The organism is Paenibacillus periandrae (assembly GCF_022458865.1).
Classification (GTDB): Bacteria; Bacillota; Bacilli; order Paenibacillales; family NBRC-103111; genus Paenibacillus_S; species Paenibacillus_S periandrae.
The window spans coordinates 1-25,625 of sequence record NZ_JAJNMU010000013.1; the positions used below are offsets into that span (position 1 = coordinate 1).

The 25,625-nt window shown below is 44.7% G+C and carries 21 protein-coding genes and 1 rRNA gene; 6 read left to right on the forward strand and 16 right to left on the reverse strand.

Annotation, left to right across the window (positions count from 1 at the left end; all coding sequences use genetic code 11):
* From LRL21_RS21820 to LRL21_RS21850, 7 genes are all read right to left on the reverse strand, one after another.
* Positions 1-84, reverse strand: a 16S ribosomal RNA gene (locus LRL21_RS21820); the annotation flags it as partial.
* Positions 85-536: 452 nt separating this feature from the next.
* Positions 537-1,403 carry an inositol monophosphatase family protein gene (locus LRL21_RS21825; protein ID WP_240417910.1) on the reverse strand — a complete coding sequence of 289 codons (867 nt, stop codon included), beginning with the start codon at positions 1,401-1,403 and terminating at the stop codon, positions 537-539.
* A gap of 265 nt (positions 1,404-1,668) precedes the next feature.
* Positions 1,669-2,439: an enoyl-ACP reductase FabI gene (gene fabI, locus LRL21_RS21830; protein WP_240417911.1), complete on the reverse strand. Its 771-nt coding sequence runs from the start codon at positions 2,437-2,439 to the stop codon at positions 1,669-1,671.
* A gap of 133 nt (positions 2,440-2,572) precedes the next feature.
* Positions 2,573-3,559: a UV DNA damage repair endonuclease UvsE gene (gene uvsE / locus LRL21_RS21835; protein ID WP_240417912.1), complete on the reverse strand. Its 987-nt coding sequence runs from the start codon at positions 3,557-3,559 to the stop codon at positions 2,573-2,575.
* Between the two features lie 129 nt (positions 3,560-3,688).
* Positions 3,689-4,009 (reverse strand): hypothetical protein, encoded by a 321-nt coding sequence (locus tag LRL21_RS21840; protein ID WP_240417913.1) that lies wholly within the window; start codon positions 4,007-4,009, stop codon positions 3,689-3,691.
* A 48-nt stretch (positions 4,010-4,057) separates the two neighbouring features.
* Complete coding sequence (locus LRL21_RS21845; RefSeq protein ID WP_240417914.1) at positions 4,058-5,182, reverse strand: D-alanine--D-alanine ligase; 1,125 nt, start codon at positions 5,180-5,182, stop codon at positions 4,058-4,060.
* A 76-nt stretch (positions 5,183-5,258) separates the two neighbouring features.
* The gene (locus LRL21_RS21850; RefSeq protein ID WP_240417915.1) at positions 5,259-6,284 is read right to left on the reverse strand and encodes an amidase domain-containing protein; all 1,026 of its coding nucleotides are present in this window, start codon (positions 6,282-6,284) and stop codon (positions 5,259-5,261) included.
* 269 nt (positions 6,285-6,553) lie between these two features.
* Here LRL21_RS21850 and acnA point away from each other — a divergent pair, with 269 nt between their 5' ends.
* Entirely contained in the window at positions 6,554-9,262 is a 2,709-nt protein-coding gene (acnA, locus tag LRL21_RS21855; RefSeq protein ID WP_240417916.1) for an aconitate hydratase AcnA, read from the forward strand.
* Positions 9,263-9,456: 194 nt separating this feature from the next.
* Here the strand turns inward: acnA and LRL21_RS21860 are convergent, their stop codons facing one another.
* Positions 9,457-13,317, reverse strand: coding sequence for an S-layer homology domain-containing protein (locus LRL21_RS21860; RefSeq protein WP_240417917.1), 3,861 nt, complete (start codon positions 13,315-13,317; stop codon positions 9,457-9,459).
* A 283-nt stretch (positions 13,318-13,600) separates the two neighbouring features.
* On the opposite strand from LRL21_RS21860, the gene LRL21_RS21865 reads away from it, so the two are divergent.
* The gene (locus LRL21_RS21865; RefSeq protein WP_240417918.1) at positions 13,601-14,971 is read left to right on the forward strand and encodes an S-layer homology domain-containing protein; all 1,371 of its coding nucleotides are present in this window, start codon (positions 13,601-13,603) and stop codon (positions 14,969-14,971) included.
* A gap of 184 nt (positions 14,972-15,155) precedes the next feature.
* Here the strand turns inward: LRL21_RS21865 and LRL21_RS21870 are convergent, their stop codons facing one another.
* Complete coding sequence (locus LRL21_RS21870) at positions 15,156-15,899, reverse strand: IclR family transcriptional regulator (RefSeq protein ID WP_240417919.1); 744 nt, start codon at positions 15,897-15,899, stop codon at positions 15,156-15,158.
* Between the two features lie 323 nt (positions 15,900-16,222).
* On the opposite strand from LRL21_RS21870, the gene LRL21_RS21875 reads away from it, so the two are divergent.
* The gene (locus LRL21_RS21875) at positions 16,223-17,242 is read left to right on the forward strand and encodes an alpha/beta hydrolase (RefSeq protein WP_240417920.1); all 1,020 of its coding nucleotides are present in this window, start codon (positions 16,223-16,225) and stop codon (positions 17,240-17,242) included.
* A gap of 122 nt (positions 17,243-17,364) precedes the next feature.
* Here LRL21_RS21875 and folE read toward each other — a convergent pair whose 3' ends face one another.
* The 7 genes from folE to LRL21_RS21910 all read right to left on the reverse strand — a co-directional run bounded on the left by folE (position 17,365) and on the right by LRL21_RS21910 (position 22,510).
* On the reverse strand, positions 17,365-17,955 hold the full coding sequence (folE, locus tag LRL21_RS21880) for a GTP cyclohydrolase I FolE (protein ID WP_240417921.1): 591 nt from the start codon (positions 17,953-17,955) through the stop codon (positions 17,365-17,367).
* A gap of 24 nt (positions 17,956-17,979) precedes the next feature.
* A complete protein-coding gene (locus LRL21_RS21885) occupies positions 17,980-18,195 on the reverse strand; it encodes a YneF family protein (protein ID WP_240417922.1) in 216 nt (71 codons plus the stop codon).
* A gap of 97 nt (positions 18,196-18,292) precedes the next feature.
* On the reverse strand, positions 18,293-19,324 hold the full coding sequence (locus LRL21_RS21890; protein WP_240417923.1) for an HD-GYP domain-containing protein: 1,032 nt from the start codon (positions 19,322-19,324) through the stop codon (positions 18,293-18,295).
* Between the two features lie 108 nt (positions 19,325-19,432).
* Positions 19,433-20,578, reverse strand: a complete 1,146-nt coding sequence (gene queG, locus LRL21_RS21895) for a tRNA epoxyqueuosine(34) reductase QueG (protein WP_420832477.1) — start codon at positions 20,576-20,578, stop codon at positions 19,433-19,435.
* A gap of 24 nt (positions 20,579-20,602) precedes the next feature.
* Positions 20,603-21,199 (reverse strand): signal peptidase I, encoded by a 597-nt coding sequence (gene lepB, locus LRL21_RS21900; RefSeq protein WP_240417925.1) that lies wholly within the window; start codon positions 21,197-21,199, stop codon positions 20,603-20,605.
* Between the two features lie 20 nt (positions 21,200-21,219).
* Positions 21,220-21,765, reverse strand: a complete 546-nt coding sequence (locus LRL21_RS21905) for a DUF402 domain-containing protein (RefSeq protein ID WP_240417926.1) — start codon at positions 21,763-21,765, stop codon at positions 21,220-21,222.
* Between the two features lie 322 nt (positions 21,766-22,087).
* Complete coding sequence (locus tag LRL21_RS21910) at positions 22,088-22,510, reverse strand: GNAT family N-acetyltransferase (RefSeq protein WP_240417927.1); 423 nt, start codon at positions 22,508-22,510, stop codon at positions 22,088-22,090.
* Between the two features lie 372 nt (positions 22,511-22,882).
* Here LRL21_RS21910 and LRL21_RS21915 point away from each other — a divergent pair, with 372 nt between their 5' ends.
* From LRL21_RS21915 to LRL21_RS21925, 3 genes are all read left to right on the forward strand, one after another.
* Positions 22,883-23,500, forward strand: coding sequence for a superoxide dismutase (locus LRL21_RS21915; RefSeq protein ID WP_240417928.1), 618 nt, complete (start codon positions 22,883-22,885; stop codon positions 23,498-23,500).
* A 293-nt stretch (positions 23,501-23,793) separates the two neighbouring features.
* Positions 23,794-24,912 (forward strand): HD-GYP domain-containing protein, encoded by a 1,119-nt coding sequence (locus LRL21_RS21920; protein WP_240417929.1) that lies wholly within the window; start codon positions 23,794-23,796, stop codon positions 24,910-24,912.
* Positions 24,913-24,937: 25 nt separating this feature from the next.
* Positions 24,938-25,624: a Crp/Fnr family transcriptional regulator gene (locus tag LRL21_RS21925; RefSeq protein ID WP_240417930.1), complete on the forward strand. Its 687-nt coding sequence runs from the start codon at positions 24,938-24,940 to the stop codon at positions 25,622-25,624.
* The last annotated feature ends 1 nt before the right edge of the window (position 25,625 follow it).

Genomic DNA, 25,625 nt, shown 5'->3' on the forward strand with positions numbered 1-25,625 from the left:
TCCCGAAGGAACAATCCGCTCGACTTGCATGTATTAGGCACGCCGCCAGCGTTCGTCCTGAGCCAGGATCAAACTCTCCATAAAGGTAGAACTTTGATTTGTACTCATTCCTTGCTGACGAGAATTTGCATTCTCTTGTACTGCTATTTACTCACTCGTTGATTCAGTTTTCAAAGGACAATTCTTATTAATATTTTGTGCCGTATTATTTCAACAATTTTAATCGTTTGTTTTTATCGGCAACTTTTATACTATACCACATCGCTAGTTATTTATGCAAGTGTTATTTTTTATTTCATTTTACTTTCAAATGAAAATCTTTCGTAACACGTACACCGTTTTTAGCGGCGAGAAGTAATATATCATAGGACAATCATAGAAGTCAAGGCATAAATCAAATAAAATTTCGAGGAGTCGACAATCGATGCTCGAAGCCAATAATCAGGAAATACAAACGGATACAAAATAGAAGAAAACAACCTCCCCCTGTCCAATATTACGGACCAAGAAGAGGTTGTATTACGAGTAATCTAATCCTAGTTCTCAATTGATATCGCGTTGGCTGCAGTGAGCTCATTTTGAAGCTGGTCATGGATCAAACCGTTGGAGGCAAGCACGTTCCGTACATTTAATGTATAAGGATTACCTTCCGTATCCGTTATTGATCCACCCGATTCTTTAATAAGCAAAGCTCCAGCTGCCATATCCCACGAATTCAGGCCTATCTCCCAAAAGCCACTCAAGCGGCCAGCAGCTACATATGCCATATGCAAAGCTGCGGAACCAGCAACACGGATATTTCTAACCTTAGGCGACAATGCATTCAAGCCACGCAGGTTGACAGGCAATGCCCCCTCACGATCAGCCGGCAATCCGGTCGCAACAAGACTCTCAATGAGCTTGCTTTCCTTCGATACATGCATCCTTTTGCCTCTTAAATAGGCGCCTTTTCCTTTCTCAGCTACGAACAGTTCATTGTGAATAGGATTATAAACCACACCCACGATGACTTCCCCTTTGTGCGCCAGTGCTATCGAGACACTAAAAAATGGGAAACCATGAACAAAATTGGTAGTACCGTCCAAAGGATCAACTACCCATAAATATTCAGCTTCGCTAACATCCTTTAATGCTAGGACCGAAGCGGTTGGTCCTGGTTCAACCCCTTCTTCCCCCAGAATCGAGTGATGCGGAAAATGGGTTTGAATCAAATTGCGGATCATTTTTTCCGCACCTTTATCTACTTCAGTTACTAGATCGTGAGAAGAATATTTGGTATTCAAGCTGTTGAAATCTCCCAATTTGCTTTGAACCCATTCGCCTGCCTTGGAGGCCGTATTAATGGCTACAGCGGTAAAGCTTTTACTTCCAACCGAGAAGGAGTTATTTCCTTCATTAGACATTCCAATCAGCCCTTTTTCCAAAAAAGTTTTATAGTAGTGGTACAACTACTAGCTAGTATAGTGAATATACGCTTTAAATGCCACAAAGTTTCATCATACTTCCGAATTACGACACTCCATACCTAAAAGATAATCTATTAGTAGATTTCTAATGTCATCTTATGATACTTACTCTTCATTGGCTTGCATAAAAGAGCAATAAAAAAAGCTGTTGAGGTGTCAACAGCTTTGCCGGCTTATCTATACTATTTACTTGTATTCTGAATTATACCCCTACGATATGGTATCCATTGTCTACATATATAACTTCTCCAGTTATGCCGCGGGACAAATGGCTCATCAAAAACATCGCAGTATCGCCCACTTCTGCAACTTCGGTAGTACGGCGCATCGGCGCCTTTTCCTCAACACTTCGCAGAATGGAGTTAAAATCCTTAATGCCTTTGGCTGCCAATGTACGAATAGGACCTGCAGAAATGGCATTCACACGTACATTAAACTGTCCAAGATCACTAGCCAGGTAACGAACACTTGCTTCCAGAGCAGCTTTGGCAACACCCATAACATTGTAATTTTTCATCGCGCGTTCAGCACCAAGATAAGTCATTGTCATGATGCTGCCACCTTCGGTCATCAACGGGTACATCCGTTGAGCTACCGCTACCAAGGAGTAGGCACTAATATCCTGAGCCAGCGCATAGCCTTCACGTGAAGTATCTACAAACAAGCCTTCGAGCTCTTCTGTTTTGGCAAATGCAATACTATGTACCAAACCATGAAGCACACCAAACTGCTCCTTGACGATCGCAGCCAATGTATCGATTTCTGCATCAACCGTTACATTACAAGGCAAAACCGTTGTATTGGGAAGTGTATTCGCCAGCTTGCGTACCCGTTCCTCCACACGTTCATTCTCAAACGTAAAAGCAAGTGTCGCCCCTTGTGCAGATAAAGATTGGGCAATTGCCCATGCAATGCTGCGGTCGTTCGCAACACCCATAACAAGTATATTTTTACCGGATAAAAGTCCACTCATACTAATAAATTCCCCTCTCAATATTAAAATACGTTCATTATCACTCCTTTCTCAAGGTACTTCATTTGGACAAAATATTCAAGCAGTAACGAACTTTTTCATACGAATCCTTGAAAGCCATTACAGTCAGCTCTCAGAGCTTAAAGGAAGCCTGGCTTAAAACCTCCAGATCAGGTTCCTCAGCGATTTCCTTCATCAACTGGAATAAGGCATCATCTTTCTTTTTGGCCTCAATCATCACATCCAGCCTTGGCGTCAGCGGTGCTATTGAACGGAGAAATGCAAGCAGTCTTACTGGATCAATAAAGTCGGCATGACTCTTCGCATCTTTTTCACTTTTGGGACTGGAAACATGAATTTTGGGTGGGAGCTCGAGTTGTCCTCCCTGCTCTCTCTGTCCTTTCCAAGTCTGCAAAATACGTGCCCACAGGACCGCACAATCTGCTACTTCCTCCTCATGATTCACTTCATGATGATGTATATCGAGCACCATAGGTGTATTCGTTACTTCACATATTTCCAGTGTCTCGGAGGCTGTGAAGGTTTTATCATCATTTTCCAATGTCATTCTATTGCGGATCCGCTCCGGCAACGCCTTGAAGCGTTCGATAAATCGCTGTGAAGCAGCTTTTTTGTCTCCATACATACCGCCAACGTGGATATTGCATTTAGCTGATTCATCAAGACCCATCGCCTCCAGCATAGCAACGTGGGAATCCAGATCCGCGAGCGAGTTTGCGAGCACATCTGCACGCGGAGTACTCAGGACGGTGAAATGATCGGGATGAAAGCTGAGTCTCATCGCATTTTGAATTGCATAGCTTCCGAGCTCCGCAAATGCTTCCGTAAGCACCTCCATCGGGTTCCAGTCATTCAGCATCTCATGTCCACGCAGAGGGATCAGTTTGGAGGAGCATCGATATAATTCGATATCGTGTGCCCGGTTGTGCTTAAGGAGACGCAGCGTATTATGTATATTTTCTATGGCTATTCGCTCCAGCTTGCGGATGGCTGCGGCCCGATTATTCAATTTTTCAAAGCTGGTGGCTGTCATTGTTTTGGATGGAGACGCATTAGATACTTGCATGGACATCGCAACATAACCAAGACGTACGATCATAGTAGCAAATCAGCTCCGATTTTCAGATATATCCATAGGATACCCTGCAAACACAAGGTCTATAAAATCGCGCTACAATAAAAAGCACCTTGCCACTGCTGCGCAAGATGCTCAAGTTTAAGCTAGCTATTAGTTGGAAACCTGGCTAAAATACATTTCGTCAGCCAAAGCAGTCTGAATGCGTGCTTCTTCTTCTGTTAATCGGCGAACAAGCTCCATCTCAACCTGGGTAATTTCTTCGCCTTGAAAATTAATTTCAGCGATCGATACCAATATTTTGACTATGGCAACCGCTTTGTTATCAAGACTGTACGCAATAACCATTTGGCCTGTCGGGTACACACGAAAACCGCTTTTAACCATTTTGCTTCGGCCGTACTCCAACAGCTCATAGAGCTCCTGCTCGGATTTGAACTTACATACGGAATTGAACTCTGTTTGGAACCCCATACGAATTCCCCTTTCAACATTATTTATTGGTTTAGCCCTATCATCCGATCATACCTCAAAGGAATACTGCAGCCGCTGCTTGTCTTGATGACGCTTCAGTGCAAGTCCAATCAGTTCATCCAACAATTGAGCGTAAGGCTTGCCGGTTTCCTTCCATAGTAAAGGATACATGCTGAAAGGCGTAAATCCTGGCATCGTATTAATTTCATTAATGAATAGCTGATTGTCCTCTTTACGAATGAAAAAATCAATTCGGGACAAACCGGAGCCGTCCACTGCCTGATAAGCACGAATAGCAAGCTCTCTGATCCGCTCTGACAGCTCGTCGGGAATTTCGGCCGGTATAATCATCGAGGAGGTACCGTCTACATATTTGGCCTTGTAATCGTAAAATTCGCCTGTGGAAACAACCTCACCCACGACTGATGCCTCAGGATCATCATTACCCAAAATCGCAACTTCTACCTCTCGTGCATTCACATTCTCTTCTACAATAACTTTGCGGTCGTATCGAAAGGCACTATGAATGGCTTCGATAAGCTCTTCACGATTTTTGGCTTTGCTGATTCCGACACTCGACCCGAGATTAGCAGGCTTTACAAAGCAAGGATATCCTATGGCCACTTCAATCTCCATAATGAAGTAAGCATTGTCCTTCTCCCATTGTGTTCTTGTAAAGTGGCGGAATATACATTGAGGCAAGCCTTCCTGCTCAAATACTCTTTTCATCATGACCTTGTCCATACCGACCGACGAAGCCAGAACGCCTGCGCCTGCGTATGCAATATTCGCCATTTCCAGCAAGCCCTGGATTGTACCGTCTTCTCCAAATGTACCGTGCAATAAAGGTAAGACCACATCAATCTGTTGTATGGATGCAGCTCCATCCGCTGCACTCGAACCTGACGACTGCAGCGAATTGAAAATAGGTTGAATGGAAAAAGCTTCTGTTGGGCTTGCAGCGGATTCAAACTGCAGCTCCGCGATATGCTTGGGTGGCCCTTGCAGCTGCAAGCCTGAGCGCCATTCACCCTGTTTGGTTATGTAAAAAGGTATAATTTCATATTTACTCATGTCAATGGCTGCAGTAACGGCAAGTGCAGTTTGAAGTGATACTTCATGTTCTCCAGACTTTCCACCGTAAATTAAGCCAATGCGAATTTTGTCGTTCATAATAACCTCCGAAAATGAATTGTAAGATGTGAATAGTAACTTGCTGAATCCCGTAAGCTAAGGACATGTCTAACCATCAGTCTTGGTCGTCGATCACATGTAAAAAACGATACCGCGTTTGTTCTGTCCAAGCATACGAATCCTTGTAGCTCCAGTATCTATGCTTGCTGTTTGTCGTATGCGCATTGACCAAGGGCATCCCATTGGCATCCTTAGCAGTAACAATCGTACTGTGGCGATAACGTCCGTCACCATTCCAATCGTAACTAATGACATCTCCCAGTTCAAGGTTTTCGGCCTTATGGACTTCTTTCGCCCGCAGTCCATGATCACTGGATGTCAAATATCCTTGTAGGCTCTGTGCTACAGCCCAACTGAAGCTCCACAGCTCCTGACTGTTATTGCGGCCTTTATACCACCAGCCAGAATCTCTTTTTCCAGTATAGTGCATAGGAGCTTCACCTGCAAAGAGGCATTGAGATATATAATTACTGCAGTCTACTTCGAATTCCAGATAGGCTGGATTAGCATGATCCCACCACCGATCGGCATACTGAACGGCTTTATGGCGATCATAGTAATTTTTCCTAACACCTGGCTCCAGATAAGGAAGCACCTCATAATTTAAAAATGGCATGGAGGATAGCTTAAGTAAGCTTTGATCAACGGTTAGGGGGACTGAGGCCGCGGCCGGTGACACAACTACCTGCTGGGCAGGCTGAAGCAGCTCATTACCTGTTGATTGAATATTTGTAATGACCCATTTCCCTTCTTGCTCTTCGAAGGTCAGCTGTTCATTTTCCAGGCGTTCCTCTTCATGCTCAGTTACCCCTATGATTCCGACCATGGACTGCCTGAGTCTGATGGATGCAGTCACATATGCGGGCTGCTCAGCAGTTTTCGTAATGGTAAGTCTTGTCTCATTTTTTATTGGGGAATAACGTCGGTCCTGATCGATTTGAGAAGCTCTGGCCAGACGCCTGATTTGTGCCTGCAGAAATGGAACATCCGTGACGAATGGCAGTAAGGGCTCAACCGAATAATCCAGATTCATTTGATTTTTATGGTGAACATATTCGTAAAGCAGCATTTTCCATGACATGCGGTCTACCTCCATTGATATCAAATGACCGATTTTCATCCAATTTGTATCACAGTCAGGACAAGCATATGCACATACCTTAATGATTCCAATATATGAAGGAATACGTCTGATAATGATTCAATTTAACCTTTACGTAGCCTTCCGCAGCATGTATACTTAGCTTATAACAATTATGAAATCTTGTTTCATTCTGTGAAACAGAAGTTGTTTTGGATATTGGCTCATCCTGATTAACAGACTTATCATTCAAAGGAGGACATTCACACATGGCTAGAAAAGATCATTACTCAGTACGTACACCGCTCGAAGTTAATGGTAAAACTTACCAATATTACAGTTTGCCTGAACTTCAAGAACAAGGACATGGCAATATTTCCGCGCTGCCTTTTTCCATTAAGGTGCTTCTCGAAGCAGCTGTTCGTCAGTTTGATGGCAGAGCTATCACTGCCGAGCACGTAAAACAAATCGCAACCTGGACGGAAGGCAGAGAAGAGAAGGAAATTCCTTTTATTCCCGCTCGTATTGTTTTGCAGGATTTCACAGGGGTTCCGGTTGTAGTTGACTTGGCCGCTATGAGAGATACGGTTAAGCTTGCAGGGGGAAATCCTAAGCAAATTAATCCGCTTGTACCTGTTGACCTTGTAATTGACCACTCCGTTATGGTTGATGCTTTTGGAACCGCAGAAGCTCTGGAAACCAATATGAATATCGAATTCGAGCGTAATGAAGAGCGTTATCGTTTCCTTCGTTGGGCTCAAACAGCATTTGACAATTTCCGCGCTGTTCCGCCTGCTACAGGTATCGTGCATCAGGTTAACCTGGAGTATTTGGCTTCCGTAGCTGCTACCAAGCTAGTCGACGGCGATACCGAAGTATATCCAGATTCACTGGTGGGTACGGATTCCCATACAACGATGATCAATGGTCTTGGTATCGTAGGCTGGGGAGTTGGCGGTATCGAGGCTGAGGCTGGTATGCTTGGACAACCTTTGTATTTTGTCACACCTGAAGTCATTGGCTTCAAGCTGACTGGCAATCTTCCAGAAGGTTCAACTGCTACCGATTTGGCCCTGACTGTTACCCAAATGCTTCGTAAAAAAGGTGTTGTCGGTAAATTCGTTGAATTCTATGGTCCAGGTCTTAGCAATATCAGTCTGGCTGATCGTGCAACAGTTGCCAATATGGCTCCCGAATATGGTGCTACTGTAGGATTTTTCCCTGTTGACTCCGAATCACTTAATTATTTAAAAGGAACTGGCCGTGAGGATGATCAAATCGCTTTGGTTGAGGCTTACTATAAAGCACAAGGCATGTTCCGTACTGATGACACACCTGACCCTGTATTCAGTGACGTAATTGAGCTCGATATGTCAGCAGTCGTACCAAGCTTGGCAGGTCCAAAACGTCCACAGGATCGTGTTGAATTAACTTCCATGAAGCAAGCCTTCCATGATATTGTTCGCACACCGATCGAAAAAGGCGGATACGGCTTAAGTGACGCCAAAATCGAAGAAGTTGTCGATGTACAGCATGCCAATGGCGATGTTAGCAAGATGGGTACAGGCGCTGTTGTTATTGCCGCTATTACAAGCTGCACCAACACTTCCAACCCAAGCGTTATGCTCGGTGCCGGATTAGTAGCCAAAAAGGCAGTTGCCCGCGGCTTAAGAAAACCTGCTTACGTAAAAAGCAGCTTGACTCCAGGATCGCTGGTTGTAACTGACTATTTAAAAAATGCAGGGCTGCTGGAATCCCTTGAAGCTTTGGGCTTCTACGTTGCAGGCTATGGCTGTGCCACCTGTATCGGAAACTCCGGTCCTTTGCCGGATGAAGTGAGTCAAGCCATTACAGATAACGACATGACTGTAGCTGCCGTATTATCCGGTAACCGTAACTTTGAAGGCCGTGTGCATGCTCAAGTCAAAGCTAACTATTTGGCATCACCGCCACTAGTTGTCGCTTATGCTCTTGCTGGTACGGTGAACATTGATTTGGCTAACGATCCAATCGGTTATGACCAAGCCAATCAACCTGTTTATTTAAAAGATATTTGGCCTTCCAACGCGGAAATTCAAGAAGCTATTGCATCAGCCATGAGCCCAAGCATCTATCGCGAGAAATATTCCAATGTGTTCCGTGCTAATGAGCGGTGGAATGCAATCGAGGTTCCTGAAGGCGATCTGTACGAGTGGGACGAAAAATCAACATATATCGCAAATCCTCCTTTCTTCGAGCGCTTAGGTGAGGGTGTTGCCGATATGGCTGATATCCATGGCGCAAAAACATTGGCACTGCTGGGCGATTCGGTAACAACCGACCATATCTCTCCTGCAGGCAACATTAAGGCTGACAGCCCTGCTGGTAAGTTCTTAATGGAGCATGGCGTGAAAAAAGAAGATTTTAACTCCTATGGATCCCGCCGCGGTCACCATGAAGTTATGATGCGTGGAACATTTGCTAATATTCGTATTCGTAATCAGGTAGCACCTGGAACCGAAGGCGGCGTAACTACGTACCTACCAACGGGTGAAGTCGAATCGATTTACGATGCTTCCATGAAGTACCAAGATCAAAACACGAATCTTGTCGTTATTGCAGGTAAGGAATACGGCACAGGCAGTTCTCGTGACTGGGCTGCAAAAGGTACATTCCTGTTGGGTGTTAAAGCCGTTATTGCTGAAAGCTTTGAGCGTATTCACCGCTCCAACCTTGTAGGTATGGGCGTGCTTCCTCTTCAATTCAAATCAGGACATGGCTGGAGTACACTTGGTATTACAGGTACTGAAACTTTTGATATTACAGGCTTGGATAACAATGTACAGCCGGGTCAGGATGTAACAGTTACTGCTACTCGTCTCGACGGAACCAGCTTCAGCTTTGAAGTTGTTGTCCGTTTGGATAGCTCGGTTGATATTGATTACTATCGTAATGGTGGTATTCTCCAAACGGTGCTTCGTCAAATGATCGCCGAATAAGTTGATGTAATAGCATAATGTATGAGAGGCTATTTCTGAGGTCCATCGACTTCAGAAATAGCCTCTTTATTTACGAGTTATCCTATATACGAATAGTGAAAAGCACAAAAAGGAGGCTGTTCCGCAAGCACACAATCTGCTTGAGGAACAGCCTCCTTCCGAATGCAATGCCTTCATCTACCTGCTGCTACAACCTACAGGTTAGCTGGCAAAGCCTTCAAATATTTTTGCAGCAAACGGACAGCAACTTGTCCAGCCTCTGCCCTTGTCATATTAGCTAACGGATAGAAATTGACAAGCGGCTTGTTCTTGGAAGGAATTGGTGACACAACATTGCTGCCGACCATAATTCCTGCAGAGTTTAATGCGTCAACCGACGAACGGGCATAATTGTTGATAGAGTCACTGTCAGCAAAAGCTTTCTCAATTTTCGCTTTAAGCTTATCGTCATTAACGGCCAGCTTCACATTCAATGCCCGTGAGATCATCACAGCCGCATCTTGTCGTGTTAATTGTAAATCCGGTGCAAATACGAGATCGTTCAAGCCTTGAACAATACCAGCCCTTGCCGCTGTTTCGATTTCTTCGTAATTCCAAGTGGCCGAACGGCTTCCTGGGATAATGTCGAAGAACGTCTTTTTATCATCATAATTCAATCTCATACCTAATGAACGAACAAGCAGGGCAGCAAATTCACCACGAGTTACATAATCGGAAGCTCCAAAATCGTTGCTGCGAAGTGCAGGCATGTACCCTTTAGCCAGCAGTGTTTGCAAAATGTTTCTTGCCCACTCATGATTGGATACATCCTCATAACCATATTTCAGCTTACCAACCATATAGTATCCGAAGTTATCAAATGGAACCTCAATTGTTTTTGCTTTAACATTGACTTCCCCGCCAATATTTCTCCAAATTCCATCGTCTCCCAAATAAAACACCGTTACTTCCGTAGCCGATTGATCCACGACAGCATCATTGTATTTAAGGGTTAATGTTCCACGATCAGTTGGTAAAATCTTACGATTGGCGTAATTGTTATAACGCGTGTAGGTACCTTCTGTTGAATATGGTGCTAGTCCTCCTGTAACGTACTTATAATCAGAAGCTCCTACCTTGGATTGCTCACCAAGTCCTGCGGAAATCCAGAAATAATCCGATACTCTTGTAAAATGGTCACGACCCAAATCATTCGAGAACTGCGTAGACAACGAGCTATCGATAGGGATAACGGTTTGTGACGTTTGTGGTGTCCGGAAGTCAATATCCGTACCTAATTTTTGGTTATAATCATTCACAAGATCGGTATTACCGTTCTTAGGATCGGCAATTCCGAACAATATATTACCTGTCGGCTCAATCTTTCCATCAATGACACGGCGCAATACGTTCGTCTTAGGGAACGTCAATTGCAGACTTTTGTTGAATACATCATGTTTGGTTCCAAGCGGCTCCATGAACATGGTGCCTACACCAGTACTTGTTACATAACGTACAGTGATCGTTTCTTTAGCTTGGTTAGTACCATTCTGTACTACCAAATTGATTTTATTATCAGTGTCACCCTTTAGACCCGTTAACGTATAGACAAAACGATTCGCAACGTCTGTACGAGGCTTTGCAGAATTTCCGTTGATCTTCACATCAGAAGCTCCAACTGCTTCTACATCAAAGGTGATGAAATTTCTATTTACAATGATCTTATCGCCAGTATTGGCAATAGGCGCGAGCAAACGATACGGAACGCTTTGACTTATAACCGTAAGCGTCTGGTTTACCTTGGCACCTGCAGCATTGGTTAATTCAATCGTATACACATGGGTTCCGGCAGAAAGGGGAACATCATTCATACGAATTTTAAACCCGCTTGTTGTCCCATCGTAGTTAACAGAGCTGTAATACGCATTACCAGCAGTAGAACCAGGTGTAGGACTACCAGTATACATCAGATTCTGGCCTTCTCTGACAGTAACAAGATTCGCTCCTGCACCTTCAATGAAAAAGTCGAATTTAGCCAACGTTGTAGTATACGTGCTATTACTTAAAATAAGCTCAGGTGAAGCCGGTAAATAGACGGTTGGGTCTGTACTACTAATATCTCCGCGCGGCCCGTTTGGAGGCGTTAGCGGACGAACGATATTGATGTTAGGTGTGTTCTCATCCACGACGTAGAACGTTACTTCCTTCGTATACTTACGTAAAATCCCTGGTGTTGGAAGTATATTATCACTGTAATCGACAATAATTTTGAGCACGTTCCGCCCTGTAAAGAGTGGACCTGGTTGTATGCCCGGCGTGGCCAGATCGGAGTCTCCAATGATTAATTGAGTTGGGTCGATATCATATGAACCATCTGGCTGTTTTGCGGAAATATTAGGAAATGGAACAACTGTATTATTAATAATTAATTGCTTGGCCAGCATACTGTCGCCAAATCCAATGATTTTCCCTTTTAACGTGATACTTTGAACCGATGCTGAAGAAGAATTAATATTGAACACCTGGTCGTTGTAAATATTATCCAGGTCGACGTACAGCTTGGCTACGAACGTAATTTTACCTGTATAGGAAACCGGAGCCGTTCCAGCGGAGAATGCCAGAGTCTGGGTCCCTTCTGGCAAACCCGTTATTTTATAAATTTGCTTGCCTGCGTTAACCGTACCAGTTGGAACAACTGCTTCCAATGTCACTCCCAGTGATACGGTTCCAAGAGGCTGGATGGCAACCTTTAATTCATTAGCCGTACCTGCCGCAGTCAAAGGTTGCGACGGATCAACCATGATATAAAAATCCGATCCGGTTACACTTGAGCCGTTGAAAGGAACCGCTGAAGTACTGTCGTCAACAGCACCACCTGTATATTCAGGCGATAGCAACTCAACACCTCTTATTACTGTTCCAGATACATGCTTGAAGCTAAAAGCTTTACCAATAGCAATCGGAGCCGCTGCTAATGTAGGATACGTTAGAGACACGATAACCGGCTGTGTGGAGCTTGGATCGCTGATTGTAGCCGGCAGGCTAAATGCAGTAGTCTTAAACTTGACCAATTTATAAGCGGGGTCGCCATACGTATTGGTAATTACCGTTTCTACAGTATTTTTGGGAGCAGGGGCGGGAGGATCAGGAAGTAGGCTTGCAGCCTGCCCGTTTATAGTAATACCAACATTCGTATCATCGAAGGTTTCAGCTTGGAAAGGATACAGCACTTCCATCGTAAGTGATGCTGTAGTAGCTGGGTCGGTCAATGTCGGAATTGTACCCAGAATATCCTTCGTTTCCGATCCTTCAGTGATACTGACTGCAGTGAAAGGCTGAGTCGGGTCATAGTAATACACCTGACGCTTTACATTAACGGAATCCGTGTTATTGGACAAGGTGATGTCGAATTTATTCAATCCGGGAGTCAATGTAATGGCAGGAGCATAATAGAGCCCATTGCTTAGTACTGAGGCGCTTTGCCCATTCACAGTTACTTTCGTGGCATTACTTGCATTCCCTTGAATGTAAGCCACACTATTCGTCAGAACCAAACCTGTGCTCTCATTCAAGTCATAGTTTTGGTTATTCGACGTAATTTGCAATGTATTAATTAACGGTGCCGTATCGTACAACACGTAGAACACATCGGTTTTCGTTGCACCGCCCTGCGACCCGTTAAAGGTCAGACGATTGTAACCGGGAAACAACTGAACACCGCTAATCTGAAACCGATTATTGGTAGCACCGACGGACGTATTAAAGGTTCTGCCGGATTGTGCTGTCCAAGCTGAGTTGTTGATGGAAACAATTTGATCGACAGTTAGCGTCAAGGTACTTCCGGTCATTTGCTGGAATGAACCTGTGACGGAAAGAGTGCCTACATTCGTAACCTTCGCTGTCGTCCGATTCAGGTTGGCGCGAGCAGCAGGCGTGGAGGAAATATCCATATTTCCAGTTACAGATAGTGACGCGTCATCTGGAATAAAAAAACTGGATGCTGCCTGGGCCGCAGGTAACGGAAGAATCGAGACCAGCAATGCAAACATAAGCGTAAAATTTATTAATTTCTTCATGTGTTTCAAGTATTTCAATGCAATCGCTCCTTATTTATAAATCGTAATTTGGCTCCAACTTTCCCCGAACTTGTCCTACCATCACCACCCTAATTCTAACCCCTCTAGCATTATTGACCTGAAAACAGAATTTCCCCAATAGACTATGATACTTATATCGGCTTGAGAGCATATTTTTTTTAACAATCATTGAAAAAAGTTCCCCTCTAACAATCTTGCAATACAAATATCAACTTTCCCTTTAGTTTTACCGATATAATGGGAGAGATTGGAGGATTGAAACATGATAAACAAGTACGTTAAAAAGATGAAATCGGCTGCATGGCTGTTAGCCATCGCATTAATTGTGCCCGGCCCGTCAGCTAAAGCTCAAGTTTCGTTCAGCGATATCGATATGCAGCAGAAGGCTTGGGCAGTCAGCTCCATTTATGTAATGGCGGAAAAACAGGTGCTGACTGGTTACACGGATGGAACCTTTCGACCAGATAAGACAATTACCAAAGCGGAATGGACGCAAATGATTTACAAGCTATTTAATACGTACCGTCCTAATTTAACGGCAACAGGGCAGCAAAAAATCAATGGATTTGCCGATGTAACTACGCAGCATTGGGCTTACCAGCCTATTTCAGAAATTTTCAACTATTCGTTTCAGTGGGGCGTATATGGAGTTGCTCCAGATGGGCAGCTAACCTTCCAGCCTGATACAGAGCTAAGCCGATTAGAGCTGTCCAATATGCTGTACTCGTTCTTTGATACCCGTTTGATAGATCGGCGATTAAGCTCTAACGACGTTTGCTCTGTGACAGCGAGTCTCAGGGATATGCCTGTGAAATTTTTCAAAAATAAAGATGATTATGATGCGGCCGTAAAAGCAGACGGTCGGTTGGATAACGCAAATGTCCAGATCACGACCAGCAACGGCGTTTTACCCTCTTTATTTATGGGAACAGACGCGGTCGATTGCAGTTTTGGAACCGATGGTTTTTCCAATGCACAATCAAGCAGCTTAGCCAGTCTGCAAGCTTCCGGAATCATGACGGCAACTGCCGATGGATATTTTCGTCCACTGGATAAAGTCACACGTGCCGAAGCTGTAACGATCCTAAACCGTATTTACAACTTTCTCAAGAAAAATTACTGGCTGCCCGACTATTCCAACATCAGTCTTGAGCAAGCCAACAGCGGAGACCAAGGAAACAGTGCTGGTGGAGGTGGCTTAACAGGCTCTATAGGCAACGGCTCTGGGGGTTACGGAGGAACGAACGGGGGCAGCGGCTCCAATCCAACAACAGTCAAGGTACGTGATTATTTCAAGCTGCAAGGACCTAACAATGACATTGGCACATTGGCCAAAAATGTCAAAAAAGACGGAGAGATCGAAACCGCAGTCACTCCTCTGGATTACAAGTATCTCACTATCAACCTGGTAAGTCAGGATAAAACGGAAATGGTCGACCTTATAGTGAATATTGATGGTAAATCCAATTTGTATAAACAGGAATCATTTCCTTTGACTCTAGAGGTTAGCGGTGCCCAATCGGTTGGGCTGCGCACACAGCAAAGGAACACATCAATCATCAATAAAAAGGGCGGCACCATTACGCTGACCGTCAAGCTGGATAAGCAAAAGCCATTGCCTGTCGATCCATAAGCTGTACAGCATGCAGTACAATTCTTACGCCTCATACACCATGTTCAATGGTATATGAGGCTTATTTGTTTTTATTGTCGGGTGCGATGAGCATGTTTAGGTTATACAACTGATGTGTGGTCAGCAAAAAACACAGCTTTCCGACAATCCGGCAAGCTGTGCTGAGGTTGGTTATGGGATTCATTCATCTGAGCATCTTACCCATTCGACGGGCAGCTTCGATCAATACAGGAGCATGCTCCTTCATCTTTGCTAACGTTAACCGATTGGAAGGACCGCTGACCGCCAAGGAAGCTACCAGCTGCTGTGCCTGATTATAGATCGGTACAGCAACGGCTGCAGTCCCAAGCTCTCGCTCCTCCACACTTGTTGCATAGCCCAGTGCTCTGGCCTCAGCCAATTGTTGAAGAAAGACGGTGCGTTCCAGAGCCGTTGGTAAATTGTGAGCCTTCATCAACGCCTCCAACAACTGCGGCTCGGCGAAGGCTACCAGAATCTTGCTCGATGCACCGACATACAGCGGCAGCCTTGCCCCTATCGGAGCCACGCGTCTTATCGCTTGGTTACTTTCTACCGCCTGCACGCGAACCCGCTCCAAGCCATCACATACATATAGACTGATCGTCTCATCCAACTGATCACGCAGTCTTTCCATTTCCGGAAGCAGAATCATGGCAGGATCATGAGTATGCACCATATTGGCGGACAGCTCCCATATTCGGAAGCCTAATCGGTATTTATCTGTTGCAAAATCACGCAATATAAAGCCCTTTCCCTCCAATGATGCCAGCAAACGGTGCACCGTGCTTTTATGAAGGGACACGCGGACGGCAATTTCCGTCAAGCTCAGATCAGATTCATCTGTAAAACAAAGCAGTATATCCAAGGCGCGCTCCACCGCACGCACTGTTAATTTGCCGTCCTCCATCACGATTTCCCCCGATTTTTAGTTTCACTTGATGAAACCCTGTTACATATAGTATAACTCATGTCTGCATATACCGCAAAGAGTTTATTGCCGATAAACCATAACTTGGTTCTACTATTACATGTATATTACAGGAGGTTTACATTTCTCCCCGTTGATTGACGATACACGATTCCGGTCTTACTATTAGAAGTAATTAGACGAATTAACAACAATTTATGAATGTTTTATAGCACATCCTCGTGATCCTATTATCTTAGCAAATAGCCGTCCGTTGTGCACTTTCAACATCATGTTAATTTAGTCAACTAGGAGGGATTTCGATGGATACCAACCCCTTGCCATCCGTTCAACTAACCACTGCACAAATAGAAACCGCTCTCACCCGGTCGCTTCAAATCAAACGCAGAGTGAAACAGGTGCTTATTGCACTGCTTTCCTTACTACTCCTCTTATTCAGCCTTCTTATGGCGTTCCATGCCTATGTTGCCTGGTCCTTGGCAAGGCCTCATATCGATCCGCTGCGTTCCAATCCAAGCTTGTCGTTCGGAGCCGCGTATGAAGATATTACGTTTCCAAGCTTGAACGATAGCTCTGTCTTATCAGGTTGGTATATCCCTGCGGCATCCTCTGCAAATATCGGTAAAACCGTTATATTCTCACATGGCTACGGCGGCAACAGAGAGGAAATCTGGGTGCCTTTGTACAGCTTGGCTCAAGAGCTTCATAAGCAAAATTACAATGTGCTGATGTTCGACTATGGATATGTACAACCTGAAATCAGCGCAACCGGTGGAATTCGTGAGTCTCAGGAACTGCTTGGTGCCGTCAAATACGCCAAGGAAAAGGGTGCGGAATCCGTATATATTTGGGGCTTCTCCATGGGGGCAGGTACAGCTCTGCAAGCCGCGCTTCAGACTAAGGATATCGATGGGATGATTCTGGATAGCACCTTCATTCTGGAACCGGAAACGATGTATCACAACATGAAGCAAATGGCTAATCTGCCTAAGTTCCCTTCACTCGCGCTTGTACATTTATTTTTCCCACTTATTAATGGTGTTAGTCTGAATCAAATTCCATATACTCAAGTCAAGGAAGCGCAATATCAGATGCCCATTTTGTTTATTCATGGCAAACAAGACCAACGGGCTCCTTATGAAATGGTTCAGGAGATTTTCCGTAATCAATCTGCAAGCTCCAACGCACAGCTGTGGCTTACGCCTAATGATACGCACGAGCTTATATTTAAAGCACAAAAGAAAACCTATTTATCAGTGACTATGGGATTTCTTAAGGGTATGAATACCAAGCCTGCTCTCGCGGCTAACAGCGGGATTTAAGTAAGGCCATTGCGTCAAAATCCCCTTGCAGGGAATCCAATTGTATCGATATAAGAATTTATAAAAAACAGGCTGGCATCCTTCCTAAGTAGGGCGGACGTTAGCCTGTTTATTGTTGTCGTTTATTGCTTGAGTAAGGACAAAAATTCTGAACGGAGGGCCGCATTGGTACGGAAAGTACCGCGGACTGCTGAGGTTACCGTCTGGCTGCCTGTTTTTTTCACACCTCTGGAGCACATGCACAGATGCTCTCCTTCGACAACAACCATGCAGCCATGTGGTGTCAATTCCTCTTCCAAAATATTGGCCAAATCCGATGTAATCCGCTCCTGTACCTGCAGCTTACGGGTCACAGCGTCAACCAATCTGGCAAATTTACTGAGGCCGGCGATTTTACCGCTTGGAACGTATCCGATATGGATTTTACCGAAAAAAGGTGCCATATGATGCTCACATTGGCTGTAATAGACGATATCTTTTATGATTACAAGCTCTTCATGCTTCTCATCGAAGGTTACACCTAAAATATCCTTATAGTCTGCCTCATAGCCTGCGAATATTTCTTCATACATCCGGGTTACTCTTGCCGGTGTTTCCAACAAGCCCTCCCGATCAATGTCTTCACCAACCAACCGTAAAATCTCGCGGACATGCCCTTCGATTAATGCACGGTTGTTTATTACACTCGTATTCCTATAATCTTTAGCTGGCATGACTTCGGTTCCACCTCTCTGGAATTAAGGACGAAATTTTCGATTATTCTTCATCATTTGCTGGGCTTTGCCGAGCTGCTTCTTGTCCAGGTTATAACCCATTTTTTTGGCCATTTCCTGCAGCATCTCCGGATTGCTTTGCATTTTTTCAAGCTGTCTGCGCAAATAATACACACCCGCGAAAAATCCGCCTACCGCACCGACAAGCAAAGTTAGAATTGGAATAATATAGTTCCACATCGTTGCTTATTCACCTCATTAACTATTGATCATTATTGTATCTTAACAAATAAGAGGAATACGTACAACTCACTTTTGACAATGTTCTGCACAGCACTCACTGCAGTACGCTATCGATGAACACGGTTGTATGCTTGGCAAGATCGACCTCTACGACCTCCAAATCCGTTCCTGATTCCGATTTAACGACTCTGACGACAGGGCGTCCTGGAAGCCCTCTATGCTGCCCAACCACTACTCCTGTTTCTTTAGAAGACAATTTTACCGATGTACCTGTCGGATAAACTGAAATTGTACGTAAAAACTGAATGACAATTTCCCTGTCCAGCTCTTCGCCTGCCAATACCATCATGTGCTCACAAGCTTCATGCGGCATCATACGCCGCCCCAGTGACAAGTCAAACAGCAAATTATCGTAGGTGTTGGCAACGGCTACAATTCGCGCATACAGATGAATTTGATCACCCTGCATTTCTCTTGGCAAACCACTGCCGTTCATCTTCTCATGATGCTGAAAAGCAACGTGGGCGATGAGCAGACTTAGCTCACGTTTGTTCTTTAACAGCTCAAACCCGCGCCAGGTGTGATGCTTTTTCAAATCCTCGGACGTGTCGTCCGTTATTAACTCAACCTTGCCGATGTCATGCAGCATGGCCCCAATTACAAGCTCCCGCAGCTGATTCATAGGCATTTCCATTTGTATTCCGATCAGTGCAGACATCATACTCACATTGAGCGCGTGCACATACATTTCGTTGTCTTTGGTCCGGATATCGGACAGTTGGACCAGCACATCTTTGTTCTTCATAATCTCATCTAGTAAATTATCAATGCTTACGTTCATATTACGCGTATTAAAATCTTTACCCGAACGGATCGAGTCAAATGTTTGTCCCATCCGCTGCATGACTGCCCGCTTCGTCTCCTCGGAAACGATATCAATAATCTCAATATCCTCAAACAGCGGGTCTTTAATGTAAATCATCGTAACGCCTATGCGGTTCAAAGTGTTGATCATATAAACTGTAAGCTGTACCCCATCCGACAATAATACAGCGCCATTGCCGGAAAAAATCGTTCTGCCCAAATACTCGCCAGGCTCTACATTATCAATGTGTACGTATCTCATCGGGTCTCCGTTCCGAACGTGTTAACGGCTCACAATGCTGTAAATAATCGTGTGTACCACGTCCATATTTGATTTGACAGAGCCAATTCTGCCCTTTCAATTCCATATCTATTTATTCAGCTCCATAAGAACCGTTGGATGCTGTTCTTTACCAAGTGCTTCTTCAATGGCCATTTCAGCCTGTTTGCCCCCGATTCTCCCTAATGCCCATGCGGCGGAGGCACGGATTTCCGGCCTCTCGTCTGTAAGTAGCAGTTCGTGAAGAACAGGTATGGCGGATTGATCCTTAAAATGTCCTAATGCATAAATCGCATTGCGTTGAATGGGCTTTCTGCCGCGCCATGCAGCGGAGCTTGTACCAAAACGCTCTTTAAATTCACGGTTGCTCATCTTGAGTAGCGGAACCAGCAGCGGTTTGACCTGCTCCGCATCCGGCTGGAGTTCAGGATGATGCGTCCAGTTCTTACCCTTGTTCTTCGGACATACGATCTGGCACGTATCGCAGCCATATAGACGATTTCCGATCTTTTCTTTCATTTCATCTTCTTCTACATGCCCCTTGGTCTGGGTCACATACGAAATACAGCGGGGCGCGTTCAGCTGTCCGGGGCCTACCAATGCGCCTGTCGGACATGCATCTATACAGAGCGTACAATCACCGCAGCTTTCAGTAACCGGCACATCAGAGGGCAATGGCAGATTCGTAATCACTTCCCCCAAATATACCCACGACCCGAATTCGGGTGTTATTATCGAACAGTTCTTTCCAATAAAACCAATCCCCGCCCGCTCCGCAACCGCTCGATCTACCAATGCACCTGTATCCACCATATTTACCATCCTTGCATCAGGAACGCGCTCACGAATCCAAGCCTCCAGACGCTGCAGCCGATTGCGCAGCACCTGATGGTAGTCCAACCCCCAGGCCGAGCGTGAAAAGATACCTCGATAGGCCCCAGGCTCCGAGCGCGGCGCATTGGCTAACTTGGATGGATAAGCAACAGCGATGGAAATGATGGAACGGGGTTCCGCCAAGCTGAGCGCAGGCTCGGTCCGTTTATCAAGATCGGGCTCCTCAAAGCCGGATTCGTAGCCCTTGGAGCGATGCTGCAGCAGAATTGATTTTAATTCGACAAAGGGCTCAGCGCTGGAGATCCCTATTTTGTCAATACCAAGTGCCGATGCGGCCTCACGCATGTCTTGCTTTAATTGATGCCAGTCAATGCGGTTACTATTGTGTACAGCTTCCGTCATGTTCTGCATCACCTCGTTTGAGAATTAAAGAATCCTGATTTTGGACAGCGGCCACACAATTAACTCCGCCCGCCCTTCTATTTTATCCAGAGACACAGCCCCAAAGCTCCGGCTATCGTAACTGGCAAGGCGATGGCGGTTATCTCCCATTACAAACAGCGATCCCTGTGGTATCGTATACGGCTCCAGACTCCCGTCTTCAATTGGCGAATCCGTATAGCTCTCCATCGCAAACAAACCGTTCACATACAGCTTCCCCTGTTGAATCCGAACTTCATCACCAGCCACGGCAACAACTCGCTTGACCAGAAAAATAGGCTGCGGCTCACTAGCCTCTGGCTCCTTAACGACCACAACATCGCCGCGATTGGGACTCCCTATGAACTGAACAGTTTTATTGATAAATAACCACTCGTTTTCTTCTAGAGTAGGCTGCATGGAAGCTCCTTTTACTGTAGAAAGGTGAAATCCGTATTGATGGACCATCGCCACAATGAATAGGGCAATAAGAATGGATTTGGTCCAACTCCAGACCTCTGTCAAAAGCCCGGCTGAATGATCTGCTGCCAACATGTCTGTTGATAATCGTTCTTCCGATTTTCTGGAAGTAAAGAAGCCCATTTTATGCCTCCATTCCTTACTTAACCTTTCCACTTTTCCCACTCTCGATAATAATAATGCACCCACTCATCGCAAAACGGCGCTTGATCAAGCTGAATGCGGGTTAATAAATCGTTCAACCCCTGCTTAACTTTACCTTCTACAATCGCAGAGTAATGATACATCAGCTTGTGCTGCTCATATTCATCCTGATCGACAACGTGTACTGCGCCGCCCGGCATCCGGATTACATCCAGGTCATAATCGATATACGTAATGACGTTGCCGCTCAAATAAGGAGGAGAAGCCACATTGCAATAATAACGCACACCGGATTCTTCCAAAAGAGCGACAACATTAAACCACTGCTTGGGGATAAAAAAAGAGACGCCTGGAATTCGGCTAACCCACTCTTTCCCGTCCGCCTCAATAATTTTCGTCTGGCTATTGATAAGGATCATCATCGATTCCGCTTTGTGAGATTCATGATGGAGCGATTCAGGGACCAAAGCGTTCTCGACCCACGTCCGGTGCAAATGTCCGTCATGCTTAAAGCTTTTGATGATATGCGTGGAAAAAGTCGCCATGAGGTCCATACCCTTCTATATGTAACATAAGACCAACGAAGACTTCAGCAGGCTTTCCCCAAGGAAAATGATGGGACTTCACCCTTCTCTATCGCCTCATTCTATATCGGTTGGTTCTGACTTTTACTAATTGCTTGAGGCTTCTTCTTAACTAGCTCTGACTAAGCCTGACATCGGTTATACGTCGCACGTACCTGCGTAAATGATAACACATCTGGATCATGGAAAACAGTTATGCCAACACAAAAAAACACAGCCTCCGCTGTTAGCGAACAGACCGTGCCCATTATAAACACTCCGTGTATTGTTTGGAAAACGGAGACTATCCGTTTACGATGCTCAAGCGGTGTGCGGAACGCGAAAAATCGGTGTCCTGGTAGCCGGCGGATTCATACACCGGTATAACCATCTCATTATGAACATCTACAGTGATCATGATCTTGCGTACCTTGCGCTGTACAAAACGTTGTCTCATCGATTCGATCAATGCCTTACCATAACCGCGACGCTGAAATTCAGTGCTTACAGCGATACGATAATAATAGCCGTTGTGATTGTCGATCGTACCTACGATGACACCTACGATTTGTTCATTCTCGGCAGCGACTAATACAAGCTCGCTATCCCAAGAAAGCTGCCTTGCAAAAGCTTCCATTGTTTCATCATAACAGGCCTCGCTTAAAACGTGCTTGAATAAATCAGTAACGGAAACATAGTCGGACAATTGAAAGGGACGAACAAGCATCAACGGAACTCTCCCCACAGCATGGTTTTGTTTATTTCTATCTGGTATAAAATACGACAAATATAGCTAAAATCCTTCTTTATTTAACGGAAAATACTCAAAAAACTTTACAAATGATTTATAATCGACCGAAAGCGCTGTATATGAAGCGTTTTCAAGGGTATTCGTATTCATTTTTTCTGTAATTTGGATGATTCAATGGTTCAGAGGGCGGATAAATTCATAGGTCTTTCGAAATAATAAGACTTAGCGTCTACATCCGGTTGAGCAGCATAGTAGATACTTAATATACATACATGTTGCTTTTATATCGAATATAGGCGATAATAGGATTGAATTGGAATCTACATAACTATTAGGAGGTATTTACGAATGGCACATCAATTACCAGCTCTTCCTTATGCAAACAACGCTTTGGAACCACACATCGACGAGACTACGATGATGATCCACCATGATCGTCACCACAACGCATATGTAACTAACCTGAATGCGGCTTTGGAAGCTCATCCTGATCTGCAGTCCAAATCGATTGAAGAATTGATTTCCAACCTGGACAGCATTCCAGAAGGCATTCGTGCAGCAGTTCGTAATAACGGTGGCGGACATGCTAACCACTCCTTGTTCTGGGAAATTATCGGACCTAACGGCGGCGGCGCACCATCCGGCGCATTAGCTGATGCTATCAATGCTGAGCTTGGCGGTTTTGACAAATTCAAAGAAGATCTTGCTAAAGCTGGCGCTACTCGTTTTGGCAGCGGCTGGGCTTGGCTTTCCGTAACTCCAGCAGGTAAATTGGTTGTAAGCAGCACACCTAACCAAGACAGCCCGATCTCCGAAGGCAACACGCCAATTCTGGGTCTGGATGTATGGGAGCATGCTTACTATTTGAAATATCAAAACAAACGCCCTGATTATATTTCAGCTTTCTGGAACGTTGTTAACTGGGATGAAGTTGGCAAACGTTACGCAGCAGCTGTTAGTAAATAATAATCGTGCAGTCATTGCATTCATGTAAAAACCGGGACTGGATACCCTCCAATCCCGGTTTTTTGTGTTATTTATTATTACTTCACCGTAGGATGCATTTTCATTTTATAGGACGATTTGATCATTGTACGACAAAATTTGATGAATTCTTGATTTTTGTAGCATTATACACAGAATTATGGCAGCCTTTGTGGAATAATGTAGCACATAGACGCATGACTCAAGAACCATTACGACAAGTATTCCATCATCGTTATAGTGTCTAAACTACTAGTAAAAGGTGATTTGATACTATGAGATTACTCCCTCTATCTATGGTTCAGTCCGGTATGCGATTAGGTAAGCCTATCATCTCAGAGGAAGGTCAAACCTTAATCGGCTACAACGTGGAACTCAGTCAATCTCTAATCAACAAGCTGATCCAATTTGGCTTCCAGCAAATCTATATTAAAGACAAGCGGACCGATGACATCTACATTGAGGACTCCATAAGAGAAGAAACACGCCTGATCATTCGCAGCCAGCTGACCCGCAGCTTTCAAATGCTGCTTTCCACCAAATCGATAACGCTTAGCGAACGGCAGCAACTATCCAAGACCGCCAATCATTGTATCAATCTGCTCAGGGACGATCTGAAATCTCATATTCGCCCTTCTGACGACACAATTATGCTGATGGTGATGAATCGAAGCACCTTTTCGATGGTCGAGCACTTTTTCCAGAACGCACTCAATGTAGCTGTCTATGCGACACGTATTGGAATGATAGAAGGCTATAGTGCAACGGATTTGGAAGCTCTCGGCATGGGAGCGATGTTCCATGATATCGGAAATTCCCTTGTACCCCACTCCTTGCTGACCAAAAAGACTCCCTTGTCCCATCTGGAATTTGAAGAAATCAAGAAGCATACCGAGCATGGCTTCAAGCTTCTGCGCGAAATACCTGGTATCCCCCTTCTCTCCGCTCACTGTGCGCTCCAGCATCATGAAAAGGTGGATGGCACCGGCTACCCATTAAATCTCTCCGGTACTAACGTACATCCATTCGCTCAATGGGTCGGTTTATTGGATGCCTATGATGCGATGACAAATCCACGACCCTATCGCGCTTCCCTGCCGCCAGATCATGCATTAGAAAATCTTTTCACCGGAGCTGGAACGTTGTATGATAAGAGTAAGGTGGAATTTTTCCGAAATAAGGTGGCTATTTATCCAGTCGGCCTTAGCGTTCGCTTAAGCACCGGACAAACCGGCATTGTATCCAAAATCAACCCGTCGTTCAAGCAGCGACCTGTGGTAAGAATTTTGACCAATGAGCGGGGTGAGCAGCTAAGATATCCGGAAGAGATAGATTTATCCCGTCATCTACACATCATGATCTATCGTATCGGAGAGGATGCACTCGTTCATTAAGACTGGAAAAGAGATGAATTCTTTCATGAAAAGTTTAATTCCTTTGTTACAAAATGTACCCTTGTTTCAAGATTTGGCAGTCAGTGATCTGGAGATCATTGCTCCATTGTTTGTTGAACGCGATTTTAAAAAAGGTACGATTTTATTTTTCGAGGCAGATTTGGGAGAGGAATTTTTCCTTATACAATCCGGTGTCGTCAAAATTTACCGGATTGATTATGCCAAAGAAATTATTCTCGCACTATTTCGTGATGGAGATTTTTTCGGAGAAATGTCGCTGATTCAAAAGGGCTTGACCCGTTCGGCTACAGCGGAAACGCTTGAAAACTGTAAAATCTACACCTTGATGCGTTCGGAGTTTTATCATTTTCTCGAACAAACGCCTAAGCTGAGTCTGCGACTTCTTGAAGTCACGATGGAGAGACTCCGTAAAGCGAATGAGCAAATTTATGATCTTACCTTTCTCGACGTGCGGATGCGCATTATCAAGGTCGTATGCAGACTTGCTCAGGATCACGGCATTATCAAGCAGGGAAGACTGATGATCAACATGAAGCTGACTCACCAGCAGATTGCCAATCTGGCTGGTACCGTCAGAGAATCCGTAACCAAGGTGCTGCAGGAGCTGCAGGAGGATCAGATCATCACCATCGAAAAGAAAATGATTTACATTAACAAAATGGAAGCCATGAAAAGACTTCTCCCCCTGTAGC